This is a genomic window from Streptomyces sp. H39-S7 (assembly GCF_027158205.1).
Taxonomy (GTDB): Bacteria; Actinomycetota; Actinomycetes; order Streptomycetales; family Streptomycetaceae; genus Actinacidiphila.
The window spans coordinates 100,022-119,895 of sequence record NZ_JAPVLU010000018.1 but is presented as its reverse complement, the minus strand read 5'-3'; the positions used below and the strand labels follow the sequence as shown (position 1 = coordinate 119,895).

The following is a 19,874-nucleotide window of genomic DNA, read 5'->3' as shown; positions in this document are numbered from 1 at the left end:
GGAGGGAAGAAACACCAAGTGGACACCGGTCTGTACATCGGCCCTGACGGCGCACCCGACCGTTACCGCCTGTTGCGATCCATCGGGCGCGGAGGCGAGGCCGTTCTCTACCTCGCCGAGATCGAACTCGGCGGTGGCACCGAGCCCGTCGTCGTCAAGGTGCTCGATTCGAAGACGACCCTGTCGCAGGAGCAGTTCGACCGGATCAGCTCCAAATGGCGTGAGCAGGCGGAGCTGCTGCGGTTCGTCAACCGCCTCGGTGTGGTCGGCATCCGCGAGCACTTCGAGGGCCCGTCCGCGCACCGCGCGGGAGAGGCGGCGCCGGAGGCGGCGGGCCGCGCCCTGTACCTGGTCATGAACCACGTGGAGGGCCTGGACCTGCGCGACTGGCGCGCCGAGCGCGCCCTGGACACCCCCGCGGAGCGCCGCGAGGCCGTGCGCTGCCTTGAGCAGCTCGCCGACGTCCTGGACTGGCTGCACACGGGCTCCGCCACTCCCTCGGGCCGCTCGGTCGTGCACGGCGACCTCTCGCCGGGCAACGTCATGATCGACGCCAACGGGCAGGCCACCCTGGTCGACTTCGGGCTGAGCAAGCTGACCGCGGACCACCAGACCGCCGAGGTGTGGTTCACCCCCGGGTTCGCCGCGCCGGAGGTCTTCGAGGGCAAGCGCAGTTCGGCCACCGACCGCTACGCGTTCGGCGCCCTCGCGTACTTCCTGCTCAGCGGCGAGTCGCCGGGCACCATGCCGGAGACGGTCAGGGCCGCGCTGCTGGCGCTGCCCGAGCTGGCGGGGCTGGATCCGGAGCGGGCCGCGCGCATCGCGGCGATCTTCGCCTCGGACCCGGCGAAGCGGCCGGAGTCGCTCTCCGCGTGGGTCCGTGAGCTGCGCCCTGCGGTGATCTCGACGACGCGCACTCCGCGCACCTCGGGGCCCAAGGACGCGGTTCCGGTCTCGGACGCCCCGCCGCCGCCCGCCCACGCCCCGGCCCCGGCCGTGCCGCCGCTTCCCGACCGGCCGGCCCCCGTCGCCGCACCGCCCCAGGCGGCTCCGGTGCACACGCCGCCGCCCTCGTACATCCCGGCACCGCCGGCCGGGGAACCGGTGACGGACACCAGGCCCACGGTGGTGCTGGGGGCCCAGGCGCACCCGCAGACGCAGGCCCCGTCGTACTCCCCGCCGCAGTCCCAGTCCCAGCCTCAGGCGCCGGCGGCCGTGTTCCACGAGCAGCCCCCGCCGCCGAGCGGCCCCGGGCACGGTCCTGGTCCTGGTCCGGCGACGGCGGCGACGCCGCTGCCGCCCAAGCGGGGCAGGAAGGGCCGGCTGATCCTGGCCGCGGTCCTCGCGATCGTCCTGATGGGGGCCGGGGCGCTGGCCGCCGTCAAGTTCATGGGCGACGACAAGAAGGACGCCACGGCCGACCCGAAGAGCAGCGCGTCCGTGCAGCAGCAGAGCAGTTCGGCGCCGACGACCTTGGATCCGACGACGGCGGCGCCGTCCGACGACCCGTCGTCCCCGGAACCGTCCGGTTCCGACTCCGGGTCGGGCAAGCCGACCTCGATCACCCAGGGGGATCACGCGGCTCTGTCCGCCATGGCCCCGGTCGACGGGCTGGAGGCGTTCACGGCGAAGCCGGCCACCATCAACACCAAGCCGTACGCGGACGCGCTGGTGAAGAACGAGTGCTCGGCGGGATTCACCGAGTACAACCTGGACCGGTCCTGGAAGACCCTCTCGGTGGTCGTCGGCATCGCCGACGACTCCAAGAACCACCAGGCGAAGGTGACCTTCTTCGCCGACGGCACGCAGCTGGCCCTCAAGACCGTCACCGTCGGCCACCCCGAGACGCTGAACCTCCCGGTGACCGGGGCACTGCGGCTGCGGATCGAGTACGACGTGGACCTGGACAAGTCCCTGTCCTGCGAGAGCGAGCCGATTCTCGCTCTGGGCGACCCGACCCTCAGGCGCTGACGGACGGCTCCCGTTCGGCTGCCCGGGGTCCGGGCAGCCGGCCGGGGGCCAGGACAGGGGTGGGGGCAGGGGCGGCAGGTGGTTCGATGCTGATCCTGGGGAGCCGGCGGTCCAGCCATGCCGGCAGCCACCAGTTGGCGCCGCCGAGCAGGTGCATGAGCGCCGGCACCAGCAGGGTGCGCAGGATGAACGCGTCCAGCGCGACGGCCGCCGCGAGGCCGATGCCGAACATCGCGATGACGCGGTCGCCGCTGAGCACGAAGGCCAGGAAGACCGCGATCATGATGACCGCCGCCGAGTTGATCACCCGGCTGGTCTCGGCGAGCCCGACCCGTACCGCACGCCGGTTGTCCCCGGTCTCCAGCCACTCCTCGTACATCCGGCTCACCAGGAAGACCTGGTAGTCCATCGAGAGCCCGAAGAGCACCGAGACCATGATCACCGGAAGGAACGGCTCGATCGGGCCGGCCGCCCCCAGGCCCAGGAGCTCACTCCCCCAGCCCCACTGGAAGATCGCGACGACGATCCCGAAGGACGACGCGACCGCGGCCACGTTCATCGCCGCCGCCTTCAGCGGGATGCCGATCGATCGGAACGCCAGGAGCAGCAGCAGGCAGCCGAGGCCCACGACGGCCCCGACGAACAGCGGCAGCTTGCCGACGATGACGGACGCGAAGTCGTCGTAGCTCGCGGTGGGGCCGCCCACGTACACCTGGAGCGAGGTGCCGTCCTCGGCCCGCGGCAGCACGTCGTCGCGCAGCCGGTTCACCAGCTCCGAGGTGGCCCGGGACTGCGGTGCGGTGTCCGGAACGACGGTGATCACACCGGTGTCGCCACTGAGGGTCGCCGAGGTCACCGAAGCGACGCCCGGGGTGTCGCGCAGGGTCTGCGGCAGCTTGTCGACGGCGAGCCGGGCGTCGGCGCCCTGGACGTCGGCGACGAGGGTCAGCGGCCCGTTGGTGCCGGGGCCGAAGCCGTCCGCGAGCAGGTCGTAGGCCTGCCGGGTGGTACTGGTCGCCGGGTTGTTGCCCTGGTCGGAGGTGCCGAGGTGCAGGGAGAGCGTGGGCAGCGCCAGGACGAGCATCACGGCCGCGGCCAGGCTGCCGAGCAGCTTGGGGTGCCGTTCCACGAAGGCGGACCAGCGGGCGGCGAGCCCGGTGGGCAGCTCGGGCTGCGGGCCGTGCTCGGTCAGCTGCCGCCGCTCCCGGCGGCTGAGTGCCTTCATGCCGATCATCGACAGCAGGGCGGGCAGCAGGGTGATCGAGGCGGCCACCGTCAGCACGACGGTGAGCGCCGCCGCGACGGCGACCCCGTTGAGGAAGCTGAGGCGCAGGATGATCATGCCGAGCAGCGCCACACAGACCGTGCCGCCCGCGAAGACCACCGCGCGGCCGGTCGTGGTGACGGCCTGCTGGGCCGCCTCGCGCACCGGCAGGCCGCGTTTGAGGCCTCTGCGGTGCCGGGTGACGATGAACAGCGCGTAGTCGATGCCCACGCCGAGGCCGATGAGCAGGCCGAGCATCGGCGCGAAGTCGGCCACGGTCATCACGTGGCCGAGCAGCTCGATGCCCAGGTAGGCGGTGCCGACGCCCATCAGCGCGGTCGCGATCGGCAGGCACATGGCGGCGAAGGAGCCGAAGGCCAGCAGCAGCACCACGGCGGCGACGCCGATCCCGATCAGTTCGCTGAGGTGGGAACTGTCGCCCTCGGTGGCCGCGACGGCGACGCCGCCGAGCTCGACCCGCAGCCCACCGCCCTCGGCGGCCTTCGCGGTGTCCACGACGGCCTCGGCCTGCCCGGCACCGAGGTCGTCGGCGGCGCTGTCGAAGGTGACGTCGGCGTAGGCGGTGCGGCTGTCATGGCTGATGCGGCCGGCGCCCTCGGCGTTGTACGGGTTGGTCACGGAGGCGACGCCCGGGAGCTTCGCGATCTTGTCGAGGGTCCTGGTCATCCGCTGCTCGACGCTGTCGGCGCGGACGCTGCCGTTAGCGCTGTCGGTGGATTGCCAGACGATCGTGTCCGAGTCGCCCGCGCGGTGCGGGAACGCCTGCTCCAGCAGGGTGACCGCGCGGCCGGACTCGGTGCCGGGTATCTCGTAGTCGTTCGAGTAGGCGGAGCCGGCGACGGCGGCGCCCGCGGTGAGGCCCGCGAGCACGGCGATCCACAGCAGAACGACGGTGAGACGACGGCGGAGACACCACCGGGCGAGTGCGGCCATGCCTGCTTCCCTGGGGATCTCGGGTGGATCTTTCAGGGAAACAGCCCTCAAAGAACGCTTCAGGTACAGCTGCACACTCTTACAGCGAAAAATGATCCTTTGGGGGTTTCGTGCGCTTCCTCACAAGGAAAGGGCGGCCCCTTCCGGGACCGCCCTTCACCGTGTGCACAGAACGTCGACCGTGCGGTCAGCCCTGCACGCCGAGCTTCTCCAGCACCAGCTCCCGGACGCGCTTCGCGTCGGCCTGGCCGCGGGTCAGCTTCATGACCGCGCCGATCAGGGCGCCGGCCGCCGCAAGGTTACCGCCGCGGATCTTGTCGGCGACGGCGGCGTTGGCCGCGATCGCCTGGTCCACGGCCGCGCCCAGCGCGCCTTCGTCGGAGACGACCTTCAGGCCGCGCTTCTCCACGACCTCGTCGGGACCGCCCTCGCCCGCGAGGACGCCCTCGAGGACCTGGCGGGCCAGCTTGTCGTTGAGCGAGCCCTCGGCGACCAGCGCCGTGACCCGGGCGACCTGGGCCGGCGTGACACCGAGGTCGGCCAGCTCCTTGCCCGTCTCGTTCGAGGCACGGGCCAGCTCGCCCATCCACCACTTGCGGGCCTGGTCGGACGGGGCGCCCTCGTCGATCGTCGCGGTGATCAGGTCGATCGCGCCCGCGTTGAGCACCGACTGCATCTCGTGGTCGGAGATGCCCCACTCGCTCTTGAGCCTGTCCCGGCGGACCCGGGGCAGCTCGGGAAGACCGGCCCGCAGCTCCTCGACCCACTCGCGGGCCGGGGCGATCGGGACGAGGTCGGGCTCCGGGAAGTACCGGTAGTCCTCGGCGTTGTCCTTGATGCGGCCGGCCGTGGTGGAGCCGTCCTCCTCGTGGAAGTGCCGGGTCTCCTGCACGATCGTGCCGCCGGAGTTGAGCACCGCCGCGTGCCGCATGATCTCGTAGCGCGCCGCGCGCTCGACCGAGCGGAGCGAGTTGACGTTCTTCGTCTCCGAGCGGGTGCCGAACTTCTCGCGCCCGTGCGGGCGCAGCGACAGGTTCACGTCGCAGCGCATCTGACCCTGCTCCATGCGCGCCTCGGACACCTCCAGCGCCTTGATGAGCTCGCGCAGCTCGGCGACGTACGCCTTGGCGACCTCCGGGGCCCGCGCCCCCGCGCCCTCGATCGGCTTGGTGACGATCTCGATGAGCGGGATACCGGCCCGGTTGTAGTCGAGCAGCGAGTGCGAGGCGCCGTGGATACGGCCCGTCGCGCCGCCGACGTGGAGGGACTTGCCGGTGTCCTCCTCCATGTGGGCGCGCTCGATCTCGACGCGGAAGGTCTCGCCGTCCTCCAGCACGACGTCCAGATAGCCGTTGAAGGCGATCGGCTCGTCGTACTGCGAGGTCTGGAAGTTCTTCGGCATGTCCGGGTAGAAGTAGTTCTTCCGCGCGAAGCGGCACCAGGTCGCGATCTCGCAGTTCAGCGCGAGACCGATCTTGATGGCCGACTCGATGCCGATCGCGTTCACGACCGGGAGCGAACCCGGCAGGCCCAGACAGGTCGGGCACGTCTGGGAGTTGGGGTCGGCGCCGAGGGTGGTCGAGCAGCCGCAGAACATCTTGGTCTTGGTGCCGAGCTCGACGTGGACCTCAAGGCCCATCACCGGGTCGTACACCGACAGGGCGTCCTCGTAGGACTCCAGGTCCGTGACGGTCATTCCTATACCTCTCAGTCCGCCAGGACGTCGTCGTCGGCGAGGCTGCGCAGCTCGCGGACGAGCAGTGCCAGGCCGGTGGCGATGGCGGCGGCGCTGATCACGGCGTCGGCCAGCATCAGCCGGTCGTTGTCGCCCCTGGCGTTGCGCGCCTGCTTGATGGTGCTCACGGCGCCGAAGATCGTGGTGCCGATCGAGATGTACATGCCGAGCTTGCTCTTCTTGAAGCCCTTGGCCTTCTTCAACGTGCTCACAGCGCGGGTGCCTCCTCAAGCAGCGGGTGGCCCCATCGTCCGGTGAGCGCGGCCTCGACCGCGGCACCGACCCGGTAGAGCCGGTCATCGGCCATGGCCGGGGCGATGATCTGCAGCCCGACCGGGAGCCCGTCCTCGGGGGCCAGGCCGCACGGGACGGACATCGCAGCGTTGCCGGCCAGGTTGGACGGGATGGTGCACAGGTCGGCGAGGTACATCGCCATGGGGTCGTCCACGCGCTCACCGATGGGGAACGCGGTGGTCGGGGTGGTCGGCGAGACCAGCACGTCCACGGTGCCGAAGGCGGCCTCGAAGTCGCGCGTGATCAGCGTGCGGACCTTCTGCGCCGAGCCGTAGTACGCGTCGTAGTAGCCGGAGCTGAGCGCGTACGTGCCGAGGATGATGCGGCGCTTGACCTCGTCGCCGAAGCCGGCCTCGCGGGTGAGCGCGGTGACCTCCTCGGCGGACTTGGTGCCGTCGTCGCCGACCCGCAGGCCGTAGCGCATGGCGTCGAAGCGGGCCAGGTTGGACGAGGCCTCGGACGGCGCGATCAGGTAGTACGCGGGCAGCGCCAGCTTGAACGAGGGGCAGGAGATCTCCACGATCTCGGCGCCCAGCTCGCGCAGCAGCTCCACGGACTCGTTGAAGCGCTGCATGACGCCGGCCTGGTAGCCCTCGCCGCCGAACTCCTTGACGACGCCGATCCGCATGCCCTGGACGTTGCCGTTGCGGGCCGCCTCGACGACGGACGGGACCGGCGCGTCGATGGACGTCGAGTCCAGCGGGTCGTAGCCGGCGATCGCCTCGTGCAGCAGCGCCGCGTCCAGGACCGTACGGGCGCAGGGCCCGCCCTGGTCGAGGGAGGACGAGAAGGCGACCATGCCGTAGCGGGAGACGCCGCCGTAGGTCGGCTTGACGCCGACCGTGCCGGTGACGGCCGCGGGCTGGCGGATCGAGCCACCGGTGTCGGTGCCGATCGCGAGCGGCGCCTGGTAGCTGGCGAGCGCCGCGGACGAGCCGCCGCCGGAGCCGCCGGGGATCCGGGTGAGGTCCCACGGGTTGCCGGTCGGGCCGTAGGCGCTGTTCTCGGTCGACGACCCCATGGCGAATTCGTCCATGTTGGTCTTGCCGAGGATGACGATGCCGGCGTCCTTGAGGCGCTTGGTCACCGTCGCGTCGTACGGGGGGATCCAGCCTTCGAGGATCTTGGAGCCGACGGTGGTCGGGATCCCCTTCGTGGTGAAGATGTCCTTCAGCGCGAGCGGGACGCCGGCCAGCGGGCCGAGCTTCTCGCCCTTGGCGCGCCGCTCGTCGACGGCGCGGGCGGCGTCGAGCGCGCCCTCGGTGTCGACGTGCAGGAAGGCGTGCACCTTCTCGTCGACGGCGCCGATGCGGTCCAGGTGGGCCTGGGCGACATCGACGGCGGAAGCCTCGCCGGAGGCGACGGCGGCGGCGGTCTCGGCCGCGGTGAGCCTGGTCAGGTCAGTCATGGTGGTTAGTCCTCCCCCAGGATCTGCGGCACCTTGAAGCGCTGCTGCTCCTGCGCCGGGGCGCCGGAGAGCGCCTCGGCCGCGGTCAGCGACGGCCGGACCTCGTCCGGGCGCATGACATTGGTCAACGGCAGCGCGTGGGAGGTCGGGGGTACGTCCTCGCCGGCCACCTCGGATACGCGGGCGACCGCGCCGATGATCACGTCGAGCTGCTCGGCGAAGTGGTCGAGCTCTTCGTCCTTCAGCTCAAGACGCGACAGCCGGCCGAGGTGGGCGACCTCCTCGCGTGTGATGCCAGGCATGCAGCGATCCTCTGGGGGTGAGTTCGATGGTTTCGCGGCCAATCCTATGGGGGCGGACCCCCTGGCGACGAAACGGTTACCACTGCGGGCGGTCGACACGCCCGGCGCGGCGGTGGACGAGCCCGGTCGGCGCAGGCCGTGGGCGGGCGCGGTCGGCGCAAGCGGTGGGCGGGCGGGGTCGGCCCGTACTACGTCACGGCCTGCCCGGCGGACGGCTGGTCCGCGTCCGCCACCGGTGCGTGCTCCGGTTCCGGCTCGCGCTCCAGCGCGTTGGGGCGGCGCCAGCCGTGCTCGCGGGCCCGCAGCCAGGCGGTCGCCTCGTCGGGCGGCATCGCCGCGGCGACCAGCCAGCCCTGTACGGCGTCGCAGCCGAGGTCCCGCAGCCGCTCCCAGGTCTCGTCGTCCTCCACGCCCTCCGCGACGACGAGCAGCCCGAGCGAATGCGCGAGGTCGACGGTGCAGCGGACGATTTCGGCGTCCTCGTTGTCGAGGACCAGCCGGGCCACGAACGAGCGGTCGATCTTCAACTCGCTGACCGGCAGCTTGCGCAGGTGGACCAGGGAGGAGTAGCCGGTGCCGAAGTCGTCGAGCGACATCTTCACCCCGTGCATGGTGAGCCCGGCCATGGTGTCGGCGGCCCGCTGCGGGTCCTCCAGCAGGACGTGCTCGGTTATCTCCAGCTGCAGCGAGCCCGGCGGTACGCCGTGCCGGGCCAGCCGTGCGGCGACCGCGCCCGCGAAGCCGGGGCTGTGCACGTCGCGCGGCGAGACGTTCACCGCGACCGGCACGTCCAGGCCCATCTTCCGCCAGCGGGCGACCTGGCCCAGCGCCGTCTCCAGCACGTACTCGGTCAGTTGGGGCATCAGTCCGGAGGTCTCCGCCATGGCGATGAACTCCTCGGGATTGACCCGGCCGCGCTGCGGGTGCTCCCAGCGCACCAGCGCCTCCAGGCCGGCGATCTTCCCGTCGAAGCAGACCTTCGGCTGGTAGTGCAGCTCGACGTCGCCCGTGTCCAGCGCCCGGCGCAGATCCCCCAACAGGCCGAGCCGGTCCGGGGTGTTGCCGTCACGGGTCGCCTCGTAGACCTCGACGCCGCTGCGGTCGCGCTTGGCCTGGTACATCGCCACGTCCGCGCGGCGCAGCAGCCCTTCGGCGTCCACCGCGTGGTCGGGGAAGACGGCGACGCCGGCGCTGGCCTCCAGCACCAGGGTCAGCCCGTCGAGGCTCAGCGGTGAGCCGAGGGCCGCCACCAGGGCGCGGGCGATGCGCTGGGCGCGGGTCGGGGAGTCGCAGCAGGGCAGCAGGACGGCGAACTCGTCGCCGCCCAGCCGGGCCGCCTCGGCGCCGCGGGGCAGCGCGAGCCGCAGCCGGTCGGCGACCTGGAGCAGCAGCCGGTCGCCGGCGAGATGCCCGAGGGTGTCGTTGACCGACCGGAACTTGTCGAGGTCGATGAGGATCAGCGCGGTGCGTTCGCCCTTGCGCTCCGCGTCGTCCAGCGCGATCCAGGCCCGTTCCAGCAGCCACTGGCGGTTGGGCAGGCCGGTCAGCGGGTCGCGCAACTGCTCCTCGGCGCGGGCGTGCGCGATCCACAGCGTCGAGTCCAGGGCGATGAGCGGGACGGCGAACAGCGGCAGCAGGACCGGCATGTCGCAGCCGACGACGAGGATCAGCGGGGAGAGTCCCAGCAGGGCGACGCCCACCATGCCCTGGCGCATCAGCGCGGTGCGGGCAACCGTCGGCAGACCGCCGCCGCGCGGGGCGACCGCGAACCACAGAAGCGCACGCGTGGCGGTCAGATAGGCCAGAGCGGTGACGACGATCGCCGGACCGGCCGCCAGCCCCCAGTCCTCGGGGTGCCAGGGCGTGGCCACCGAGGGGTGCACACCGAAACAGGCGAGGGTCAGCGAACCCGTGCCGACGCCCAGGATGTCCACGGCGCCGTGCAGCAGTGCCTGTCGCCAGCGGTGCCGGCGCGCGGCACCGACCAGCACCACGACGGCCAGGCTGACCAGCACCGACGGCATCCAGCCGTAGAGCAGCAGCATCGCCAGGGTGAGGGCCGCGCCGGAGCCGGTGCCGCCCCACCAGCGGTCGCGGCCCATCGCCACGAGGTGGCCGACGATGATGCCGGTGAGGACGGCGAACGCCCAGCCGACCGTGCCGCCGGGGAAGAGCGCCCGGCCTTCGTGGATCGCTCCCACCACACCGGCCACCAGCGCGAGGCCCGCGACGGTCACCACCGCGATGCGTAAGACCGCCGGGGGCAGTACCGGCGCGGCCGGCCAACGCAGCCGCTGCGCCGGTGCGGCGCCCTCCGTCGGTTCCATTCCCGTCCCTCTCGCAACCTGGTGCGACACCTGGGTCCACCGCACCGTGCCCGCGGCGGAAAACCCGCAAAGGTTGCTGGAAGGTTCATGCCCTTCCAGCGTGTCTCTCAACAGTAGGCCGCGGAAGGCTGCGCCGGGCACCGATCGACGGTGGTTGCCCGAATGGGATCCGAGCACCCGGAACGTACGGATATAGGCCGAACGGGTGATGGGCGTCCGGTTATTCGTCCGGGTTGACCGCGGCCTCCCTGGCGGCTTCCGGACCCTCCGTCAACAGCACCGCGAAGCCCGGCTCGTCGAGGACCGGCACCTTGAGCTGGACGGCCTTGTCGTACTTCGAGCCGGGGTTGTCCCCCACCACCACGAAGGACGTCTTCTTGGAGACCGACCCGGCGACCTTCGCCCCGCGCGAGGTCAGCGCCTCCTTCGCGCCGTCCCTCGTATGGCCGGCGAGGGTGCCGGTCACGACGACGGTGAGGCCTTCGAGCGGCCGCGGGCCCTCGTCCGAGCCCTCCTCGGTGAACTTCACCCCGGCGGCGCGCCACTTCTCGATGATCTCCAGGTGCCAGTCCTCGGCGAACCACTGCTTGACCGACGCGGCGATGGTCCCCCCGACCCCGTCCACCGCCGCCAGTTCGGCCTCCTCGGCGTCCTTGATCCGGTCCAGGTCCCGGAACTCCCTGGCCAGCGCCTCGGCCGCGACGGGGCCGACGTGCCGGATCGACAGCCCGGTGAGGAGCCGCGCCAGCGGCCGCTCCTTGGCCGCCGCGATGTTCTCCAGCATGGCCAGCGCGTTCTTCTTCGGCTCGCCCTCCTGGTTGGCGAAGAAGGTGACGATCTTCTCCTCGCCGGTCCTGGCGTCCCGCTTGGGCAGACCGGTGTTCTGGTCCAGGACGTACGACCGGATCGGCAACAGCTCCTCGATCTTCAGGTCGAACAGGTCGCCCTCGTTGCCCAGCGGTGGCTCCGCGGGCTCCAGCGGCTGCGTGAGCGCCGCGGACGCCACGTATCCGAAGTTCTCGATGTCCAGGCACTTGCGGCCGACGAGGTAGAAGATCCGCTCGCGCAACTGCGCCGGGCAGTAACGGGCGTTGGGGCACCGCAGATCGATGTCCCCCTCCTTCATCGGCTGCAGCGCCGTACCGCAGTCCGGGCACTCCGACGGCATCACGAACGCGCGCTCGCTGCCGTCCCGCAGATCGGCCACCGGGCCGAGGATCTCCGGGATGACGTCGCCGGCCTTGCGCAGCACCACCGTGTCGCCGATGAAGACACCCTTGGCCTTGACGACCTCCTGGTTGTGCAGCGTCGCGAACTCGACCTCGGAGCCGGCGACGGTGACCGGCTCGACGACCGCGTACGGCGTGACCCGACCCGTGCGCCCCACGCCCACCCGGATGTCCAGGAGCCTGGTGTTGACCTCCTCGGGCGCGTACTTCCAGGCGATGGCCCAGCGCGGCGCCCGGGACGTCGACCCGAGCCGGCCCTGCAGCGGGATCTCGTCCACCTTGACGACGACGCCGTCGATCTCGTGCTCCACCGCGTCGTGCCGGTGCTCGCCGAAGTAGGCGATGAACTCCCGTACCTCGTCGAGCGAGCCGACGACCTTGTTGTGCGTCGCGGTGGGCAGGCCCCATTCGTGCAGCAGCTCGTAGGCGTGCGACTGGCAGTCGATGTCGAAGCCCTCACGGGCGCCGATGCCGTGCACCACCATGTGCAGCGGTCTGGAGGCCGTGACCCGGGGGTCCTTCTGCCGCAGGCTGCCGGCGGCGGCGTTGCGCGGGTTGGCGAACGGCTTGTCGCCGGCCTCCACCAGCCGCGCGTTGAGCGCCTCGAACTTCTCGCCGGGGAAGTACACCTCGCCGCGGATCTCCACGAGCTCCGGGATCCGGTCCCCCGAGAGCCGGTCCGGGATGTCGGAGATGGTGCGGACGTTCGGCGTGATGTCCTCGCCGGTGCGGCCGTCGCCGCGGGTCGCGGCGCGGGTCAGCCTGCCGTGCTCGTAGGTGAGGTTGACGGCGAGGCCGTCCACCTTCAGCTCGCACAGGAAGTGGTACGGGATGCCCTGCAGCTCGGCGGCGACGCGGTCCGCCCAGGCGGACAGCTCCTCGTCGTCGAACGCGTTGTCCAGCGACAGCAGCCGCTCGCGGTGCACCACCGAGGTGAAGTCCGTCTGGTACGCCCCCGCCACCTTCTGGGTGGGCGAGTCCGGCGTGCGCAGGCCCGGGTGCTCCTCCTCGATCGCCTCCAGCCGCCGCAGCAGCTGGTCGAACTCGGAGTCGCTGACCACCGGCGCGTCATTGACGTAGTAGCGGAAGCGGTGCTCCTCGATCTGCTCGGCCAACTGAGCGTGCTGTTCGCGCACTTCGGCAGGAATCTCCACGGCGGTCCTGTCCTTCCTCACTCAGGGTTGTCGACGAGCGATCGTGCCGCCTTGGCACAGTGCACCAGAGCGGCACGGGCATAGGCCGGCGAGGCCCCCGCCAGACCGCAGGAGGGGGTGACGGCCAGGGAGGTGCCCAACGCCCCCGGATCCAGCCCCAGCCTGCGCCACAGCGCCCGAACACCACTCACGCTACCGGCAGGGTCTGACAATCCGGTGTCCGTGCCGGGCACGACACCGGCGAACAGCGCGGTGCCGCCCTCGACCGCCTCACCGAACGCGTCCCAGTCACTCTCCGTCAACAACGAGAAATCGAACGAGATGCCCGAGACCCCGGCCCGCCGCAGCATCCGGAACGGGACGTCCGGCGCGCACGAGTGCACGACCACCGGCACGTCCGCGGCCTCGACCAGGCCGCGGATCAGGTCCTCGACGACCTGGCGGTCGGGGGCCCGGTACGTCCGGTACCCGCTCGCCGTCCGCACCTGCCCGCGCAGCACGGCGGTCAGTGACGGCTCGTCCAGCTGCAGCACCAGCTCGGCGCCGGGCACCCGGCGGCGCAGGTCCGCCAGATGCAGCCGCAGCCCCTCGGCGAGCGATCCGGCCAGGTCCCGGACGGCGCCGGGGTCCCCGAGCGCGGCCTCGCCGTTGGGCCGCTCGACCGAGGCGGACAGCGTCCACGGCCCGACGGCCTGCACCTTGAGCGGGCCCCGGAACCCCTGGGTGAACTCCTCCAGGGCGTCCAGGTCCTCCCCCAGCCACGCCACGGCCCGCCGGCTGTCCCGCCCCGGCCGGTCCCCGAACCGCCACCCGCTCGGCTCCACCCGGGCGTACAGGTCGACCAGTATCCCGAGCGTGCGCCCGATCATGTCCGCCCCCGGCCCGCGCGCGGGCAGCTCCGGCAGGAACGGCAGCGCCTCCACCGCCCCGGTAGCAGTCCGCGCGGCCTCCCGCGCATCACCTCCGGGCATCGACCCGACACCGGTAGCGGCACCGGCGGGCAGCGTGAACTTCGCATCCGTACTCACGCACGAAGCGTACGAGACGCGCTGCCCGCGGATTCCCACCCAGTTGTCAGGGGCGCGGTCAGCGCCCCGGGCGGATCGTCAGGTCGTTGATCTCGGCGTCGCGCGGCAGGTCGATCGCCGTGAGGATCGCCGTGGCCACCGACGACGGGTCGATCCAGCGCGACGCGTCGTACTCCGTCCCCTCCTGGTGGTGGACCTTCTCCTGCATCGGGGTGGCGGTGCGGCCCGGGTACACGCTCGTCACCCGCACCCCGTTCCCGTGCTCCTCCTGACGCAGCGCGTCCGCCACGGCCTTCAGGCCGTGCTTGCTCGCCGCGTACACCCCCCAGTTCGCGTGCGCGGCGAGCCCCGCGCCGGAGTTGACGAAGACGACATGGCCCTGCGACATCCGCAGCTGGGGCAGGACCAGCCGCGTCAGCTCGGCCGGTGCGATGAGGTTGACGGCGAGCGTCTGCTGCCAGACCTTCGCGGTCAGCTCCCCGATCCCGCCGAGCTCGACGACGCCCGCGATGTGCAGCAGCGAGTCGAGCCGGTCCGGCATCGGCTGGTGGGCGAAGGCCCACGACAGGCGCGCCGGTTCCGCCAGGTCGCCGACGAGGGTGCGGGCGCCCTCGAAGCGCGCCGCCAGCTCCTTGGCCCGTCCGGCGTCCCGCGCGAGGAGCAGCACCTCGTCGCCGCGGTCCAGCAGCCGCTGGGCGACGGCGGCGCCGATGCCGGAACCGGCGCCAGTGATCAGATGCGTGCTCACGCGTTCTCCTCCAGGTATGCCATGGCCTCGGCGCCGTCCTCGGCGAAGAAGACCAGGTCGCTCAGGGGCAGCGGAAGGAAGCCTTCGGCGTCCATCCGCTGGAACTGCAGTTTGAGGCCGTCGTAGAACCCGGCCGCGTTCAGCAGCACGACCGGCTTGGCGTGCAGGCCGTGCTTCTTCAGTTCGAGGATCTCGGTCGCCTCGTCCAGGGTGCCCGTGCCGCCGACCATGACGACGATCGCGTCCGAGCGCAGCAGCAGCTGCGCCTTGCGCTCCGCGAGGTCCGCGGTGATCACCATCTCGTCGGCGTTCTCGCGCGCCACCTTGTGCAGGAACTCCACGGACACGCCGACCAGCCGGCCGCCGGCCTCCTGCACGCCGTCCGCCACGACCTTCATGAGGCCCGATTCCGACCCGCCCCACACCAGGGTGTGGCCGCCCCTGCCGATCAGCCCGGCGAACTCGCGGGCCGGCACGGTGTAGCGCTCGTCGAGGTCGGCGGCGGACATGAAGACACAGATGTTCATGTCCGCCACCCTACGAGGCGACGCGCGTGCGCCTAGGCCCGGGCGGCCTCCGCGCGGGCGCGCCGCGTGGTGGCGATGGTCGCGGAACCGACGACGCGGGTGCCGTCGTAGAGCACCACGGCCTGGCCCGGGGCGATGCCGCGGACCGGCTCGCCGTCGAAGTCCACCAGCAGCTCGCCGTCGACCAGTTCGGCGGTGACGGGAACGTCCTCGCCGTGGGCGCGCAGTTGCGCGGTGTACGTGGCGCGGCCGGTGGGCGGGGTGCCGCACCAGCGGGGCCTGATGGCGGTGAGCGCGGTGACGTCCAGCGCCTCGACCGGGCCGACGGTGACGGTGTTGTTCACCGGGGAGATGTCCAGGACGTAGCGCGGCTTGCCGTCGTCGGCGGGGGTGCCGATGCGCAGGCCCTTGCGCTGCCCGATGGTGAAGCCGAACGCTCCGCCGTGGGTGCCGAGGGTGGAGCCGTCCTCGTCCAGGATCTCGCCCTCGGCGCTGCCGAGGTGCTTGGCGAGGAAGCCCTGGGTGTCGCCGTCGGCGATGAAGCAGATGTCGTGGCTGTCCGGCTTCTTCGCGACGGCCAGGTCGCGGCGCTCGGCCTCGGCGCGGATCTCGTCCTTGGTGGTGAGGGTGTCGCCGAGCGGGAACATCGCGTGGGCGAGCTGGCGCTCGTCGAGCACGCCGAGCACGTAGCTCTGGTCCTTCGCGGCGTCCGAGGCGCGGTGCAGCTCGCGGGTGCCGTCGTCGCTGACCACGACGGTCGCGTAGTGGCCGGTGCAGACGGCGTCGAAGCCCAGCGCGATGGCCTTGTCCAGCAGCGCCGCGAACTTGATCTTCTCGTTGCAGCGCAGGCAGGGATTGGGGGTGCGGCCGGCCGCGTACTCCGCGACGAAGTCGTCGACGACGTCCTCACGGAATCGCTCCGCGAGGTCCCACACGTAGAACGGGATGCCGATGACGTCGGCCGCGCGCCGGGCGTCACGGGAGTCCTCGACCGTGCAGCAGCCGCGGGCGCCGGTCCGGAAGGACTGCGGGTTCGCCGAGAGGGCCAGATGGACACCGGTGACGTCGTGGCCGGCCTCGACGGCGCGGGCCGCGGCGACCGCGGAGTCGACGCCGCCGCTCATGGCGGCCAGTACGCGCAGGCGACGAGCGTCGCGGGGAGAGTCAGTCATAACCCCTCCAGAGTACGACGCGCCTCCGGCGCGGTTCGACGGGATTACCCGCGCGGCCCGCAGGGGTGCCCTCGAACACCCGGCGGGCTGATGCGGCTGCCCGGCCCGGGACTGCTAGCTCAGGCCCGCCTTGCGGGCTCGTTCCACCACCGGGCCGATCGCCGTGGCCAGGGCGTCGATCTCGTTCCGGGTCGTGGTGTGGCCCAGGGAGAAGCGCAGGGAGCCGCGGGCGCGGTCGGCGGGCTGGCCCATCGCGATGAGGACGTGGCTGGGCTGGGCGACGCCGGCCGTGCAGGCGGAGCCGGTGGAGCAGGCGATGCCCTGGGCGTCGAGGAGGAGGAGCAGGGAGTCGCCCTCGCAGCCGGGGAACGAGAAGTGCGCGTTGGCCGGCAGTCGGCCCTCCCGCGACGGGTCGCCGTTGAGCACGACCTCCGGGACGGCGGCGAGGACCTTCTCCACCAGGTCGTCGCGGAGCGCGCCGACCTCGTCGGCGAACTGCTCGCGCCGCTCGGCGGCCAGCGCGCCGGCCGTCGCGAAGGCGGCGATGGCGGGGACGTCCAGCGTGCCGGAGCGGCTGCGCTCCTGGCCGCCGCCGTGCAGCAGCGGGACGGGGGTGTGCTCGCGGCGCAGCACGAGCGCGCCGACGCCGTAGGGGCCGCCGACCTTGTGGCCGGTCACGGTCATCGCGTCGAGGCCGGAGGCCGCGAAGTCGACCTCGATCTGGCCGAACGCCTGCACCGCGTCCGCGTGCAGCGGGACGCCGTGCTCGCGGGCGACCGCGGCCAGTTCGCGGACCGGCATGATCGTGCCGACCTCGTTGTTGGCCCACATCACGGTCGCCAGGGCGATGGTCCCGGGGTCGCGTTCGATCGCCTCGCGCAGCGTGTCCGCGTGCACCCGGCCGTACGCGTCGACCGGCAGCCACTCGACGCGCGCGCCCTCGTGCTCGACGAGCCAGTCGACGGCGTCCAGGACGGCGTGGTGTTCGACGGGGCTGGCCAGTACCCGGACCCGGCGCGGGTCCTCGGCCCGGCGCGCCCAGTACAGGCCCTTGACGGCGAGGTTGTCGGACTCGGTCCCGCCGGCGGTGAAGACGATCTCGCTGGGGCGGGCGCCGAGTGCCTCGGCGAGCGATTCGCGGGACTCCTCGACGGTTCTCCGGGCCCGCCGCCCGGGTGCGTGCAGCGAGGAGGCGTTGCCGGTGACCGTCAGGTGCGCGGTCATCGTCCGCACCGCCTCCGGAAGCATCGGCGTGGTGGCGGCGTGGTCGAGGTAGGCCATGATGACGCCGATTCTACGGTCGTGCGGGCCTGCGTCAGGACAGAAGGGCCCGCGCGAGCTGACGGGACTGCGCGACCAGGCGGTCCGCGCTGTCCCAGACCTGCGCGTCCTCCTCCAGGAAGCCGCCGGCCAGGTTGCGGGTGGTGATGGCGACGCGCAGCGGGCCCGGTGCGGGGCGGCAGCGGATGTGCACCGTCAGCTCGACGGTCGGCACCCAGCCCTTGATGCCGAGGTCGAAGGCGGTCGGCGGGAGGGCGTCGACCGTGAGCAGCAGGGAGAGCGGGTCGTGGTCGCGGCCGTCGGCCAGGCCGAGCCAGCCGCGCATGTCGCCCTTGCCGGAGGGGGCGCCGATCGCCCAGCCGGCGGTGGCGGGGTCGAGCCGCAGGTCCAGGCGCTGGATGATGGCGGTGGAGCCGTCGATGGCGGTGCTGCCGGCGGGCGCCGCGTCGGCGCCGAAGCACTCCTCGTAGGGCGGGATCGGCGGTACGGCGGCTGTCGTGCGCACATCGTCCGGCAGTGCGTCCAGGTCGCCGTAGGCCGCCACGACGCGCATCCGCTCGACCTCGCGGCCGTCGGCGTCGGTCTGGAAGAGCGACGCCTGGCCGGTGGAGAGGGTGCGCCCGGCGCGGACGGTCTCGGTGCGGATCGTCGCGGGGCCCGGCTGCGAGGCGGTGAGGTAGTGCGCGGTGACGGTGAAGGGGTCGGGGTGCGGCAGCGCCTGCTGGAGGGCGCGGCCGATCACGCCGAGCAGGTAGCCGCCGTTGACGGCCTGGATGATGGTCCAGCCCGCCGAGAGGTCGGCGTCGTAGACGCCCGGCTCGCCGGGCCGCGGGACGACCGCTGTGTCCCGGTCGAATTCGCTGTCCCCGATGGTCGCCTGAGCTGCCGCATATGCCATGGCCGCATGTTACCCGCGAGTAGCGCCGTCTTGTCCAGTCCCGTCCGCCTCCCGGATCCCTTGACACCGACGGGCCCGCTCCCTAGTTTCCAACCAAGGACATGACTCGGGTTCATATACATGACGGAGTACACAGTGGGACGACGGGTAGTGGTGTCCGGTGGCGGCACAGGTATCGGGCTCGCGACCGCGGAGGCGTTCGCGGCCGACGGCGACCGGGTCGTCATCATCGGCCGGCGCGCCGAGCTGCTGCGGGAGACGGCGGACAAGCTCAACGCCACGCACGGCGGCGGACTGGTGAGCTGGACCGCCGCCGACCTCAGCGACCCGGAGCAGGTGCGGGACGCGGCGCGGTTCGTCGAGGGCGACGACCCGGTCGACGTCATCGTCACCAACGCGGGCGGCAACGTCGCCTCGTCCTCGGACGGGACGCTGGAGGGGATCGCGGCCGGCTACCGCAAGAACTTCGAGGCCAACGTGCTCACCGCGGTCCTGCTGACCGAGGCGCTGCTGCCGCAGCTCCGGCGGCCCGGCGGGCGCATCGTGCACCTGTCGTCGATCGCCGCGCTGCGCGGCCCCGGCTCCTACGGCGGCGCCAAGGCCGCCCTGCACGCCTACACCTTCGAGCTGGCGCAGCGGCTGGGCACCGACGGGGTGACGGCCAACGCCGTGGCGCCCGGCTTCGTCGGCGACACCGAGTTCTTCGGCGACCGGGCGACGCCCGACTTCGTCGCGTCGCGGGTCTCCCAGACCCTGACGGGACAACCCGGCGCCCCGAGCGAGATCGCGGCGGCCATCCGGTACCTCGCCTCCCCCGAGGCGGCGTACGTCACCGGCCAGATCCTGCACATCAACGGCGGCGCGGCGCTGGGACGGTAACCGCCGGACGAGCCCAGGACCTACATCGCGTCCCGCGCCTCCTCCTCGCTCGTCGCCCGGCTCCTGCGGTGCCAGGCGCGCGGCGCGCGCCAGCCGAAGTACATGGCGCACAGCCGGAGCACGAAGGCGGTGACGGCCGCGAGAGCGCTGGTGGTGCCGTTGAGCGCGCCGAACTTGATCAGCAGCGCCGCCATGATCGAGCCGACCATGGCGGGGACCGCGTACAGGTCGCGGTCCCAGCGGAGCAGGTTCGGCACCTCGTTGGCGAGGAGGTCGCGCAGCACACCGCCGCCCGCCGCCGTGGCCAGGCCCAGGGCGGCGGACGGCGCCAGGCCGAGTCCGTAGTCGTAGGCCTTGACGGTGCCGGCCACGCAGAAGAGGCCGAGGCCGGCGGCGTCGAAGACGTTGACGGTGGTGTTGATCCGCGCGACCTCGGGGTGCAGGAAGAACACCAGCACCGTGGCGAGGAGCGGGGTGGTGAAGTAGCCGAGGTCGCTGAAGGCGGCGGGCGGCGTCGCGCCGATCATCAGGTCGCGGAAGATCCCTCCGCCCAGCGCGGTCACCTCGGCGAGCACGGCGATGCCGAACACGTCGTAGTTCTTGCGGACGGCGGCCAGCGCGCCGGAGATCGCGAAGACGAAGATGCCGACGAGATCGATCGCGTGCTGGACGGAGGGGGTGAAGAGTTCCGGGATCACGCCAT

The 19,874-nt window shown here is 72.1% G+C and carries 16 protein-coding genes; 2 read left to right on the top strand and 14 right to left on the bottom strand.

The genetic code is table 11. The features are described 5' to 3' along the window. Positions 1-18 precede the first annotated feature (18 nt). Positions 19-1,971 carry a protein kinase domain-containing protein gene (locus O3X23_RS19285; RefSeq protein WP_269272666.1) on the top strand — a complete coding sequence of 651 codons (1,953 nt, stop codon included), beginning with the start codon at positions 19-21 and terminating at the stop codon, positions 1,969-1,971. On the opposite strand, the gene O3X23_RS19280 is transcribed toward O3X23_RS19285, so the two are convergent. The 13 genes from O3X23_RS19280 to O3X23_RS19220 form a co-directional block, all read right to left on the bottom strand. Beyond that, positions 1,961-4,189, bottom strand: coding sequence for an MMPL family transporter (locus O3X23_RS19280; protein WP_269272665.1), 2,229 nt, complete (start codon positions 4,187-4,189; stop codon positions 1,961-1,963). The two genes, O3X23_RS19285 and O3X23_RS19280, sit on opposite strands and share 11 nt — an antisense overlap. Before the next feature lie 187 nt (positions 4,190-4,376). Then, positions 4,377-5,885 (bottom strand): Asp-tRNA(Asn)/Glu-tRNA(Gln) amidotransferase subunit GatB, encoded by a 1,509-nt coding sequence (gene gatB, locus O3X23_RS19275; RefSeq protein ID WP_269272664.1) that lies wholly within the window; start codon positions 5,883-5,885, stop codon positions 4,377-4,379. Positions 5,886-5,896: 11 nt separating this feature from the next. Continuing rightward, complete coding sequence (locus O3X23_RS19270) at positions 5,897-6,088, bottom strand: hypothetical protein (RefSeq protein WP_269272714.1); 192 nt, start codon at positions 6,086-6,088, stop codon at positions 5,897-5,899. A 44-nt stretch (positions 6,089-6,132) separates the two neighbouring features. Next, a complete protein-coding gene (gene gatA, locus O3X23_RS19265) occupies positions 6,133-7,626 on the bottom strand; it encodes an Asp-tRNA(Asn)/Glu-tRNA(Gln) amidotransferase subunit GatA (RefSeq protein WP_269272663.1) in 1,494 nt (497 codons plus the stop codon). 5 nt (positions 7,627-7,631) lie between these two features. Continuing rightward, on the bottom strand, positions 7,632-7,928 hold the full coding sequence (gene gatC / locus O3X23_RS19260; RefSeq protein ID WP_138354932.1) for an Asp-tRNA(Asn)/Glu-tRNA(Gln) amidotransferase subunit GatC: 297 nt from the start codon (positions 7,926-7,928) through the stop codon (positions 7,632-7,634). 188 nt (positions 7,929-8,116) lie between these two features. Beyond that, positions 8,117-10,255 (bottom strand): putative bifunctional diguanylate cyclase/phosphodiesterase, encoded by a 2,139-nt coding sequence (locus tag O3X23_RS19255; RefSeq protein WP_269272662.1) that lies wholly within the window; start codon positions 10,253-10,255, stop codon positions 8,117-8,119. A gap of 220 nt (positions 10,256-10,475) precedes the next feature. Next, positions 10,476-12,638: an NAD-dependent DNA ligase LigA gene (gene ligA, locus O3X23_RS19250; protein WP_269272661.1), complete on the bottom strand. Its 2,163-nt coding sequence runs from the start codon at positions 12,636-12,638 to the stop codon at positions 10,476-10,478. A gap of 17 nt (positions 12,639-12,655) precedes the next feature. Then, on the bottom strand, positions 12,656-13,666 hold the full coding sequence (locus O3X23_RS19245) for a methionine synthase (protein WP_269272660.1): 1,011 nt from the start codon (positions 13,664-13,666) through the stop codon (positions 12,656-12,658). Between the two features lie 58 nt (positions 13,667-13,724). Further along, positions 13,725-14,414 (bottom strand): SDR family oxidoreductase, encoded by a 690-nt coding sequence (locus O3X23_RS19240; RefSeq protein WP_269272659.1) that lies wholly within the window; start codon positions 14,412-14,414, stop codon positions 13,725-13,727. Beyond that, complete coding sequence (locus tag O3X23_RS19235) at positions 14,411-14,941, bottom strand: TIGR00730 family Rossman fold protein (protein ID WP_269272658.1); 531 nt, start codon at positions 14,939-14,941, stop codon at positions 14,411-14,413. The genes O3X23_RS19240 and O3X23_RS19235 overlap by 4 nt, the downstream gene beginning before the upstream one ends. Positions 14,942-14,973: 32 nt before the next feature. Then, a complete protein-coding gene (gene mnmA / locus O3X23_RS19230) occupies positions 14,974-16,113 on the bottom strand; it encodes a tRNA 2-thiouridine(34) synthase MnmA (protein WP_269272657.1) in 1,140 nt (379 codons plus the stop codon). Between the two features lie 114 nt (positions 16,114-16,227). Beyond that, positions 16,228-17,394 carry a cysteine desulfurase family protein gene (locus O3X23_RS19225; protein WP_269272656.1) on the bottom strand — a complete coding sequence of 389 codons (1,167 nt, stop codon included), beginning with the start codon at positions 17,392-17,394 and terminating at the stop codon, positions 16,228-16,230. A 34-nt stretch (positions 17,395-17,428) separates the two neighbouring features. Beyond that, a complete protein-coding gene (locus O3X23_RS19220) occupies positions 17,429-18,292 on the bottom strand; it encodes a thioesterase family protein (RefSeq protein WP_269272655.1) in 864 nt (287 codons plus the stop codon). 120 nt (positions 18,293-18,412) lie between these two features. On the opposite strand from O3X23_RS19220, the gene O3X23_RS19215 reads away from it, so the two are divergent. Next, positions 18,413-19,171 carry an SDR family NAD(P)-dependent oxidoreductase gene (locus tag O3X23_RS19215; protein ID WP_269272654.1) on the top strand — a complete coding sequence of 253 codons (759 nt, stop codon included), beginning with the start codon at positions 18,413-18,415 and terminating at the stop codon, positions 19,169-19,171. Between the two features lie 20 nt (positions 19,172-19,191). Here the strand turns inward: O3X23_RS19215 and O3X23_RS19210 are convergent, their stop codons facing one another. Then, positions 19,192-19,869 carry a trimeric intracellular cation channel family protein gene (locus O3X23_RS19210; protein WP_269272653.1) on the bottom strand — a complete coding sequence of 226 codons (678 nt, stop codon included), beginning with the start codon at positions 19,867-19,869 and terminating at the stop codon, positions 19,192-19,194. Between the last annotated feature and the right edge of the window lie 5 nt (positions 19,870-19,874).

Coding starts and splice junctions, on each gene's coding strand:
- O3X23_RS19280 (WP_269272665.1), bottom strand. CDS start 4,189: ATGGCCGCACTCGCCCGGTGGTGTCTCCGCCGTCGTCTCACCGTCGTT.
- gatB (WP_269272664.1), bottom strand. CDS start 5,885: ATGACCGTCACGGACCTGGAGTCCTACGAGGACGCCCTGTCGGTGTAC.
- O3X23_RS19270 (WP_269272714.1), bottom strand. CDS start 6,088: ATGTACATCTCGATCGGCACCACGATCTTCGGCGCCGTGAGCACCATC.
- gatA (WP_269272663.1), bottom strand. CDS start 7,626: ATGACTGACCTGACCAGGCTCACCGCGGCCGAGACCGCCGCCGCCGTC.
- gatC (WP_138354932.1), bottom strand. CDS start 7,928: ATGCCTGGCATCACACGCGAGGAGGTCGCCCACCTCGGCCGGCTGTCG.
- O3X23_RS19255 (WP_269272662.1), bottom strand. CDS start 10,255: ATGGAACCGACGGAGGGCGCCGCACCGGCGCAGCGGCTGCGTTGGCCG.
- O3X23_RS19235 (WP_269272658.1), bottom strand. CDS start 14,941: ATGAACATCTGTGTCTTCATGTCCGCCGCCGACCTCGACGAGCGCTAC.
- mnmA (WP_269272657.1), bottom strand. CDS start 16,113: ATGACTGACTCTCCCCGCGACGCTCGTCGCCTGCGCGTACTGGCCGCC.
- O3X23_RS19225 (WP_269272656.1), bottom strand. CDS start 17,394: ATGGCCTACCTCGACCACGCCGCCACCACGCCGATGCTTCCGGAGGCG.
- O3X23_RS19220 (WP_269272655.1), bottom strand. CDS start 18,292: ATGGCATATGCGGCAGCTCAGGCGACCATCGGGGACAGCGAATTCGAC.
- O3X23_RS19215 (WP_269272654.1), top strand. CDS start 18,413: ATGACGGAGTACACAGTGGGACGACGGGTAGTGGTGTCCGGTGGCGGC.